The following is a 9,887-nucleotide window of genomic DNA, read 5'->3' on the forward strand; positions in this document are numbered from 1 at the left end:
GGATTGCGCGCACCTTCACAAATCATGCTGGACAAGCCCATGACCGTGAAGGCCGACAAGGTCGGCCCGCCCTTCGGCCACCTGGATGACACGACCATGATTAGCGTGAACCGGTTATTGGCGCTGTTTCTGGGTGTGGCCGGGTAGCCGCGCAGACGGGCGGTATCGCCCCAGGACAGCTTGGTGTCCTGCAAGGCCCCCAGGAGGCTCTCTGCGGGCCGCTGGACGGCCTCACGGGCCTTGTCCATACACCTTCCTGGCATAGGTTGGCGAGAGGTGCTCACGGGCCGTCAGCTCGCGTCTGAGACCACGGGTGATATTTTGATCCAGATGCTCGCGCGGCATCATTCGGCCCAGGAGGTCTGCAAGGCGGCGTATTCGTTCCTCTCGCCGGTGGCGGCCTTCAGCTCCCCGGCTCCAAGCTCGGCCTTTACCGTGGGGCCCGGTTCGGGTCGCGTCGTAAAAGCTCAGGGTGTTAAATATGTGTTAGATCTGTGTTACGCGCCTCCCGGAACTGTTTTTTTACAAATAAATCAGATACTTAGCATCAGCAATGGTAACTAAAAACACGAATCTCGGTAACTAAAATCCTGCTTTTGGTAACTGAAAACACGAATCTTGACAGAGGTAACTAAAAACACGAATGTCACTGCATGGTAACTGAAAACACGAACCTTGGACCACTTCTGCCAGATCGTCATCCGCAGCATGATCTTTTCATCTGCGATGTGGCCGATGCGGTGCTGAAGGATGTGATGCAGCATATGGAGCATCCGTTTTACTCGCTGTCCAAGAAACCCGAGACTTCTGTGAAGCGCTACAAGAACGGCAAGCATTGGCTGGAGATTACGCCAAGCGTAAAGGGACTTGCGACGATCTACGACAAGGATATTTTGATCTACTGCATCAGCCAGATCATGGCGTCCTTGAAGCGCGGCGAGCATGTCTCCCCTCGTGTTCGGATCAACTCGCGCGAGCTTCTGATTTTCACGAACCGGGGTACCAGCGGTCGTGAGTATCTTTCGCTTCTTGACGCACTTGATCGCCTCGAAGGCACGCGAATCCGCACCAATATCGTTACCGGTGATGAAGAGCAAATCGATGGGTTTGGTTTGATCGACGCCTCCTCGATCCGACGAAAGCATGGAATGGACGGGCGCCTGCTCTGGTGCGAGGTGAAACTGTCCGACTGGGTGTTCAACGCAATCCGGAACGAAGAGGTTCTAACGCTTCACCGCGATTATTTTCGCCTGCGCAAACCGATTGAGCGACGGGTTTACGAACTGGCGAGGAAGCATTGCGGACAGCAGAAAACCTGGCGGATCACGCTGGCCAAACTCCTTCTCAAGAGCGGATCGCAGAGCCCGGAGAAACGGTTCCGGCAGATGATCAAGGATCTGGCAAAACATGACCACCTGCCCGACTACGAAGTCGATTTCGATGAAGATGCGGATATGGTTATCTTCACAAACCGCGGCTCGATGGCCCCTGCCCCATTCGCTGAAGGCCGCGTCCCGCCTCTGAAGTCCGAAACCTACGAATATGCGCGGGAGGTTACGCCCGGGTGGGACGTCTACCATCTTGAACACGAATGGCGGGACTGGATCATCGAGCCGCCCCGGGATGCCGACCGTGCCTTCATTGGCTTCTGCCGCAAGTGGTTCGAGAAGCGTGGAAGACCTTAAGATTGAAATCCGGTGCGAGAAATAATTCCGGTTATTTAAATAAATCCGGTGTTGGAAAAATACCCGGTTCAAGATAAAATGCCGGTAACAACAAGAGCGGCAGGATCAGGCAATGCCCGTTATCGTCATGGCCAGCCCCAAGGGTGGGGTAGGAAAATCTACATGCGCCGTGCTTCTGGCTTCGGAATTCGCCCGCATGGGGGCTGAAGTCACAGTTCTGGACTGCGATCCGAACAAATCCCTGACCAGATGGGCATCCCATGGCACCCCAAGCAGGGTCACGCTCAAAAGCGATATCGGGCGATCAGAAATCGTTCCGACCATTCGTGCGGCCGATGGTGACGGAAGGATCGTCATCGTGGACCTGGAGGGTGTGGCGTCGCAGCTCGTTAGCCGTGCGATTTCGCAAGCTGATCTGGTGATCGTTCCGATGCAGCCGACCGCGCTTGATGCCGAGATCGGCTCAGAGGCGCTAGCGCTTGTGCGAGAGGAGGAGGAAGCGCTTGGCCGTTCGATTCGCCACGCAGTTGTTCTGACTAAAACCAGCGCGGCGGTCAAAAGCCGTGTCCAGAAAGAGCTCGAACAGCAGCTGAGTGGCGCAGGGATCGACATGATCGAGCCCTCGCTTGTCGCTCGCGCTGCGTTTTCTGAACTCTTTGCCTATGGCGGTGATCTGACTGCGATGATGAACGACCCTGACATGACGACTGGCGGCAAGGTCGATAAGGCCCTGGAGAACGCCCAGAGCTTCACGGAGGCTGTATATGAACGGCTCAAATAGATTGGCGGGTCTGAAAGCACGCCCAAAGGATACGACTGTCGAAGAGGTTCGGCGGGTAGATGAAGTCGGAGAGGCAAGGGGTTTTCTCGACCGGACACCCCACAAGAAGGCAGGTCGCAAGCCGAGTCCGCGAACCTACCAATTGCATCCGAAGGTGTTTCCGAGAGTGGGGGAGGCCATTGCGACCGAGGCCGAGAGACTGGGTATCACCCAAGGTCAACTCATCGAACGCATGTGGGATGTCTACAATGGAAGCACTGACACTCTCACCACAGGCTTCTGAACTTGGCCGAGCAGCAACACCAGACTACGGAGGAGGATCAGTTTCTTTTGAACTGCTTGAAAGTATTACGTATCATTGATTATAACATGGGATAATGAATGCATGCGATGAGCGGAAACACCGTTCTCTACCTCCTGCCTCAAACGATCGTTTACGAAACATGCTGATCGGCTACGCACGGATCTCAAAGGCTGACGGAAGCCAGTCGCTCAACCTGCAAAGGGACGCGCTGATCGCTGCGGGCGTCGATGAGGAACAGATTTATTCCGATCAGGCCTCGGGCAAGAAAGACGGTCGCCCGGGGCTCGAGGCTTGCCTCAAGGCGCTTCGAGACGGTGATGTTCTGGTTGTCTGGAAACTCGACCGGATGGGGCGCAGCCTGCACCATTTGGTGAAGACGGTCACCGACCTGTCCAAGCGAGGCACAGGGCTGAAAGTGCTGACCGGCCAGGGTGCCCAGATTGACACCACCACAGCTCACGGCCGACTGTCCTTCGGGATTTTCGCGTCCCTTGCCGAGTTCGAGAGCGAACTCATCAGGGAACGCACTATGGCCGGACTCGCCGCTGCGCGCGCCCGAGGTCGAAAAGGTGGGCGCAAATTCGCGCTGACCAAGGCTCAGGTGCGTATGGCACAAGCCGCAATGGCGAACCGGGATACCTCCGTCTCAGCTCTTTGCAAGGAACTTGGCATTAGGCCTGTGACGCTTTACCGCTACGTTGATCCCAAGGGAAATCTAAGAGACGCCGGGAAACGGGCTCTCGCCGCTTAGCGTAGGATTTCACACTCTCCCGCAAACGACCCATACATGATGGTCAAAGCCTCCGACCAGAGACAAGGAGGAGATCGCCACCCTTTTCAGTACCCCGCCGAAGGCCGCCTGATCATGCCCTCAAGCATCTGGAAAACCACGCGACCTGCGACCGTGAAAAAGGGATTGACCCCACAATTAATGGATCACTAAGTGATCCACTCTTTTCCTCTTGGCTGCGCTGAACTACAGCCCTGTTGCGCACAGCAAAAAGTGAAGTCCGAGCGATGAACCATCTGCAGCAGAGCACGCCTTTGGTGCAAAAATCAACGGATTATATCTCTCGGGAGGTCACGGAAGCCATCTCGATCTATAAGTGTCTCTACCCAGGCTGTGAGTTGCGTTTCATCTTTCGTATCGACGAAGCCACCATTTCTGCGACGGCAACGGTAAGCGAGGGGCGCGCGCCCCTGCATGTCGATCTTCTGGGGGCGGGGTATCTTGGGCAGGTAAACATCCCCGGCCCCCACGATGCTTCCCCGGCCGTTACCATTTCCATTTCAATCCCGCGGCCGCCATTGCCAAGTGAGCGGAGGCAGACCGATACGCCATGGCAGCCACAAAGACCGCTGCGGTTCATTTTCAGAATGGCCCCGATGCTCTATGAGCAGATTCGCTATCTTGCCGAAATGGCGCGCTGGAGGCGTGCGGACAAGTCACACAGGACAAGCTCTCTGCCTTTTGGGGGCTCTGCGCTGTTTTCCAAGCCCAGGGCGCCTGCGACAGGCAAACGCCCTGCCATTCTAGTTGGTATGCATTGGCTGGAGGTGGGAGGGGCCGAGAAACTTGGGTTGGACACGATCCGCTGGGCGCGTGAGGCAGGGCTTCGGGTGTTTGTCGTCGCAAGCGTTCCAGAACTTCAGAGGCTGAAGGGACAGTTGCCGGACAGCCCGGACGTCACTTTTCTGCGCCTTGACCGTTATTTGCCGCATCATCTCTGGCCACGCTATGTCGAGGAACTGGTCCGGGCCGAGAATATCCGGCTGATCCATATTCACCATTGCCGTCCGCTTTATGACGCCCTGCCGCATATCCGGACCGCGACGCCATGGGTCAAGGTGATCGACAGCACACATATTGTCGAATACGCGGATGGCGGATATCCACGCATCTCCGGCGTCTGGTCGAACTTCATCGACATGCACCATGTAATCAGCGGCCAGCTGGAGGACTATTACCGCGACAAGTTCCTTGTGGTGGGAAAGGTGCGGCTTGGGCGAATGCTTGACCGTCGTGAAGATGCGGGTGCTCTTTCAGGCTTTCGCCTGCAGGCTGGGCAGAAAAGCCTGCATATCAGCTTCATCGGGCGCCTTTACTACCAGAAACGCCCCATCATCGTTGTCGAAACCTTCCGGCGGCTTTCCCGCTGGGCCGCGGACAACAATGTCGAACTGAGTGGAAGCCTGGTGGGTGAAGGACCTTTCCTGCCTGCCGTGCAAAGGTTGATCCAGCGCTATGGATTACAGGACAAGGTGGCGCTCTTGCCGGCAGATACGGATGTCCCGGCGCTGCTGGAAAGGTCAGATCTCATGCTGCTGCCTTCGAACAATGAAGGTCTGGCGCTGGTCTGCTATGAGGCGATCGGACGTGGCTGCATCCCGCTCTCTACCGATGTGGGTTCGCAGTACGAAGTCGTGCCTGCAGACCTTCTGGTGCCTTTATCTCCTTATGACACCGTCCGCGAGACGCTGGGCATCGTTGATCGGCTCTGGCGCGATCCGGCCTTTCTTGCCAGGCAGAAGCAGGAGTTGACGGCCGCTTTCAGCAAGTTGGGCCGCGACATGACGGCCAAGGAGATCCTGATGCCGATCTATGAAGAAACTGCTTTGTCTGCTGGATGATGTTGTGACCATGCTGACCAAAACCTCTGCCGTCATCGTTACCTTCAACCGTGCTGCCAAGCTGATGAAGGTGCTTGACGCCCTGCAGTGCCAGACCCGGCGCCCCGAGATCATTCTGGTCGTGGACAATGCCTCAACCGACGAAACCAGAGAGCTGGTTGTCGCACGAGCCAAGGAAGATCTGTCGATCCGCTACCTGCGCCTGCCCAAAAATGTGGGCGGCGCCGGCGGCTTTCATGCTGGCCTGAAAGCCGCCTATGATCTTGGTGCCGATTATTTCTGGATTTCGGATGATGATGCTTATCCCGAGCCGGACGCGATCGAGAAGCTCCTGCAGGCCATCACCAGCTTCCAGGCGGATCATGAATGGCGGCCCAGCTTTGCCTGTTCGCGTGTTGAATGGGTAGATGGCAGCCTGTGCGAGATGAACACGCCACGCACTGTCTGGGACTGGCCGCGCTTTGTCCGTCCCGGAAAGGCATGGGCTCTGGTCGATTCCGCCTCTTTCGTCTCGATCCTGGTGCCCCGCTGGGCGGTCGCGGCCCATGGCCTGCCGATCGCGGATTACTTCATCTGGTTCGATGACGCCGAATATACGCGCCGCCTGTCGCGCAGCTATCCCGGCATTTTTGTGCCGGAAAGCCGCGTGATCCATGACACGCCCGACAATCGCGGGGTCAATTTCGGGCTGGTGGACGAGAAGAGCCTGTGGAAATTCCGCTATGGCGCGCGCAATGAGGCCTCATGGCGGCGGCGTGAGGGCGGTCTGGTCAATGTCATCAGCTATGCCTACGGCGCGCACCGCCAGATGAAGGGCGGCAATGTCCCCGGCAAGCTGCGGCGCGAGATCTACCGCGCGATTTTACGGGGCATGGCGTTCCATCCCAAGATCGTCCGGATCTGATCCAAGGGAGGGCGACCCGTCTGGGGCCGCCCTTCGCGCTTAATGCTTCAGCCTGTTTGACAGGACGGATTTGATGCGCGCCTCATCGAAAGGCTCGCCCAGCTTCTCGAAGAGCGGCTTCAACGCCAAAGGGTCCGACGAGAAATTTTCATAGGCGAGCATCTCGGTGAATTCCGGATGGGCCGCGTGATATTCGGCAAAGCGGCGGTCCATGCCCTGAACCAAGGACACGACATCCTCGCGGTTCCAGTTCTTCCACCATGCCGAATTCGCGACATCATCGAGATTTCGCGTGTTGAATATGAAAAGCGCGTCCTTGAAATGGAAGCGCATGAAATCCAGAACCTCCGGAAGCTGGTCTCCCAGGGCATTGTAACGGATTTCCTTGAAGCCAAAATATCTGGCATCGCGAGGCGGGCACAGGACGTTATTGACGAAACTGTCGATCATACCCTGAGCAAAGAAAACCGGCCTCATCTGATCCGATCCATACCATGGATGGCTGGAGGAAACCTCCTCTTTTCCCCAGACGCTTTTTGCCATTCGGCAACGCATCGCAGAATGCCATATCGACTCGATGATATTGTGATTTTCACCGCGCATATGGCAGTCTGGGATCGTCATCAGGAGGTTCTGCAGCAATGTGGAACCCGTGCGACCATAGGTGACAATGAAGATATTCCGCTTTAGATCAGGGAATCTGTGGTCAAAGCGATGCGCCTTTTCATTTGGCATTTTTTTCGGCCCTGCTTGTTGCGGCGAGTTCTTGGTCTGACTTCCAAGAACACCTCCCATTAATGCTGCTGCGCGTCTCTTGATTTCAGACAGATCCGACTTGGGAAATCTCGGCATGGCTTTGTCACATATGCTTTCTGCCAGTTTGTAGCGCTTTTGCGCGATGGCGTGATTGGCGAGCACGCGATGATATTGAAGAGCCGTCTTTCTCAGCCTGGCCGATCTGCGGAAGGCAGCGGAATTTGCGGCCCCAGTGATCATGTCGCGCGTCAGATCCTTCAGGAGCCCCATCTGTGCGAGAGCGGGAGAAACCCCATGGCCGCCTGCGGGAATCCTGAAATGGATGACCGTTTCATTTTCCGTGATGCGGGCCGCATGCCGCCGGTCGAGACTGTCCAGGGAATCGTAGACGATATAGGCCCTTCGCGTCGCGCCAAGGCCGGCGGCCGCATCACCATAGGGGAGCTTCCAGTTTTGTGCCCTTCCCTCTTTGTAGCGCGTTTCCCATGGCACGAGGCGGCAATCCAATGTGCTTTGCGGGCTTAGCGCAATCACCGTACAGCCTGGCGCCAATGGCGCAAATGCGCCGGCGGCAAAGCCACCCATCGACCCCCCGGTCATGACGACATTCCGGAAGGAGGCAAAAAACCCCTTGAGCTTTTCCAATTCGCGAATGAGCTCAGGATCTCGGTACCAGTCGGTTTTCCTGGCGATGACCCCCAGCAGGGAATGGCCCTCGGAAAGATAGAAGCTTTCGCCCCATGTCTTGCGCCCCTTGAAGGCCTCTTCGACGGGTCTCGCCGCATTGTCGAAGGCGATGACCAGCCCGTCCCCGCCGGGTTGGTATTGCAGGCGGTGATCGGGAAGCTCGATCACGAATGGCCTGTCTTTGTGGATCTCGGATGGCGTCTTCGGCGATCTGAAAAACATGGATAGGGTCATAATTTTGCGCCCGTTACGAGACGGCAGGGTCAGAGGGGGCTTTTGATGAAAGTCGGCATGGTTTTCCCCATGGAGGCACCGGAAAGGAAGGACCCTGCCGTATCCATCGCCTCGCGGATGGTCACATCCATGTCGAGATAGCGATAGGTCCCCAGCCTGCCGACGAAGGTCACGCCCGGGGTCGCCTGGGCCAGCTCGACATATTGCGAGAGCAGGGATTTCTCCTCAACCATGCGGATCGGGTAGTAGGGAATGTCATCGGGCTCGGCGGCGCGGGAATATTCGCGGTAGCAGACGCTGCCCTCATGGCTTTCCCAGGGGCTGAAATGCTTGTGCTCGGTGATGCGGGTATAGGGCACGTCGCGGTCGCCGTAATTCATCACCGCGCAGCCCTGATAATCGCCCTCATGGGTGAAGCGCTCGAAATCTAGCGTGCGATAGCCAAGCCGGCCCAGGCGGTAATCGAAGAACCCGTCCAGAGGTCCTGACCAGAAGACGTGATCGGCCTCATCCGCCATGGCGGGCTCATAGGACGTCTCCAGCTCGACCGTGATATTGGGATGGTCGAGGATCGCCTCGATCATCGGCGTGTAGCCATCGCGCGGCATGCCCTGGAAGCGGTGGAAGAAGTAATTGTCGTCGTAATTGAAACGCACCGGCAGCCGCTTGAGGATGCTGGCAGGAAGCTCGGTCGGCGAGCAGCCCCATTGCTTCTCGGTATAGCCCTTGAAAAACGCCTCATAGAGATCGCGGCCGACAAAGCGCAGGGCCTGTTCCTCAAAGCTTTGCGGCTCTTCGATCGAGGTATCCGCGATCTCGGTGATGAAGTCGCGTGCCTCATCGGGGCGCATGGTCTTGCCGAAGAACTGGTTGATCGTGTGCAGGTTCACCGGCAGCGAATAAACCGCGCCCTGAGAGGTCGTCTTCACCCGGTTCTGGAAGGGCAGGAAGGTCGTGAAGCGATTGACGTAGTTCCAGACCTCTTCGTCATCCGTATGGAATATGTGCGGGCCATAGACATGCATCATCACGCCGGTTTCGGGATCGCGCTCGGTGTAACAGTTCCCGCCAATATGGCTGCGGCTGTCGATGATACGGCAGTCATGACCCGCTTCGGCCAGAGTGCGCCCAATGACCGCCCCGGACAGCCCTGCCCCCACAAGAAGCACCTTCATTCCTTCACTCCTGCCGTGTCGCCGAGGCACCCATATCGCGTCGCGTGGTGCATCGCCAAGAAAACTTGATCCGCAGGTCCAAGACCTGTCGCGGGATAGGGCCATGCCGTTGAGCCAAACGCAATTCGAGGGTGCCCGTCTGTTGTGGTCGCCGCCGATATTCAACGCGGCTGCCAAACTGACAAGGGGAAGTGGCAGGAAATGCGGAATGTTTACAAAGCCAGCATCTCCGGTTCTGACCTGCACCAGTAGCGCGAGTGGCAAGGTTGCAGCTGACAAAAGTTGAATTTCCCCTTGAGTATTGTTACATGTAACGAAGAGGAGAGAGCCATGCCGATCCCTGTTTCAGAACGTGTGCAAAAGCGTCGTGACGCCCTGCGGGCTGCAGGGCTGCGGCCCGTGCAAATCTGGGTGCCTGATACTCGCCGTCCGGGCTTCTCCAGTGAATGTCGCCGCCAAGCTGCATTGATCGCGACTGCGGATCGCCAGGACCCCGGACTGTCGGACTTCATGGATGCTGCGCTGGCTGATCTGGATGGCTGGAAGTGAGGCGTGGGGATCTGGTGACGGTCGCCCTGCAAGGCGATTACGGCAAGCCACGTCCTGCGCTCATCATTCAAGCCGATCAGTTTTCTGACCTGGGTTCGGTCGTGATCCTGCCTGTCACGTCCACCATGGTTGATGCACCGCTTCTGCGCCTGACCGTTGCCCCATCTCCCGAGAACGGATT

The 9,887-nt window shown here is 57.3% G+C and carries 10 protein-coding genes; 8 read left to right on the top strand and 2 right to left on the bottom strand.

Annotated elements, in window-relative coordinates; translation table 11 throughout:
- Positions 1-3 precede the first annotated feature (3 nt).
- From KNW02_RS21240 to KNW02_RS19355, 6 genes are all read left to right on the top strand, one after another.
- Entirely contained in the window at positions 4-147 is a 144-nt protein-coding gene (locus KNW02_RS21240; RefSeq protein ID WP_348524793.1) for a hypothetical protein, read from the top strand.
- A 506-nt stretch (positions 148-653) separates the two neighbouring features.
- Positions 654-1,685: a replication initiator protein A gene (locus tag KNW02_RS19335; protein WP_216034831.1), complete on the top strand. Its 1,032-nt coding sequence runs from the start codon at positions 654-656 to the stop codon at positions 1,683-1,685.
- 112 nt (positions 1,686-1,797) lie between these two features.
- Positions 1,798-2,466, top strand: a complete 669-nt coding sequence (locus KNW02_RS19340) for a ParA family protein (RefSeq protein WP_216034832.1) — start codon at positions 1,798-1,800, stop codon at positions 2,464-2,466.
- A 443-nt stretch (positions 2,467-2,909) separates the two neighbouring features.
- Positions 2,910-3,521: a recombinase family protein gene (locus KNW02_RS19345; RefSeq protein ID WP_216034833.1), complete on the top strand. Its 612-nt coding sequence runs from the start codon at positions 2,910-2,912 to the stop codon at positions 3,519-3,521.
- 266 nt (positions 3,522-3,787) lie between these two features.
- On the top strand, positions 3,788-5,401 hold the full coding sequence (locus KNW02_RS19350) for a glycosyltransferase (protein WP_216034834.1): 1,614 nt from the start codon (positions 3,788-3,790) through the stop codon (positions 5,399-5,401).
- A gap of 10 nt (positions 5,402-5,411) precedes the next feature.
- Complete coding sequence (locus tag KNW02_RS19355; RefSeq protein WP_216034835.1) at positions 5,412-6,305, top strand: glycosyltransferase family 2 protein; 894 nt, start codon at positions 5,412-5,414, stop codon at positions 6,303-6,305.
- 39 nt (positions 6,306-6,344) lie between these two features.
- Here the strand turns inward: KNW02_RS19355 and KNW02_RS21245 are convergent, their stop codons facing one another.
- On the bottom strand, positions 6,345-7,916 hold the full coding sequence (locus tag KNW02_RS21245) for a sulfotransferase (RefSeq protein WP_216034836.1): 1,572 nt from the start codon (positions 7,914-7,916) through the stop codon (positions 6,345-6,347).
- A gap of 95 nt (positions 7,917-8,011) precedes the next feature.
- Entirely contained in the window at positions 8,012-9,157 is a 1,146-nt protein-coding gene (gene glf / locus KNW02_RS19365) for a UDP-galactopyranose mutase (RefSeq protein ID WP_216034837.1), read from the bottom strand.
- 330 nt (positions 9,158-9,487) lie between these two features.
- On the opposite strand from glf, the gene KNW02_RS19370 reads away from it, so the two are divergent.
- Together KNW02_RS19370 and KNW02_RS19375 are read left to right on the top strand one after the other, a co-directional pair.
- Positions 9,488-9,706, top strand: coding sequence for an antitoxin MazE family protein (locus tag KNW02_RS19370; RefSeq protein WP_216034838.1), 219 nt, complete (start codon positions 9,488-9,490; stop codon positions 9,704-9,706).
- A partial coding sequence (locus tag KNW02_RS19375) for a type II toxin-antitoxin system PemK/MazF family toxin (RefSeq protein ID WP_348524792.1) occupies positions 9,703-9,887 on the top strand: 185 nt, incomplete at its 3' end. The genes KNW02_RS19370 and KNW02_RS19375, both read left to right, overlap by 4 nt.

The sequence above is a fragment of the Paracoccus marinaquae genome (assembly GCF_018860165.1).
In the GTDB taxonomy this organism is placed as follows: domain Bacteria; phylum Pseudomonadota; class Alphaproteobacteria; order Rhodobacterales; family Rhodobacteraceae; genus Paracoccus; species Paracoccus marinaquae.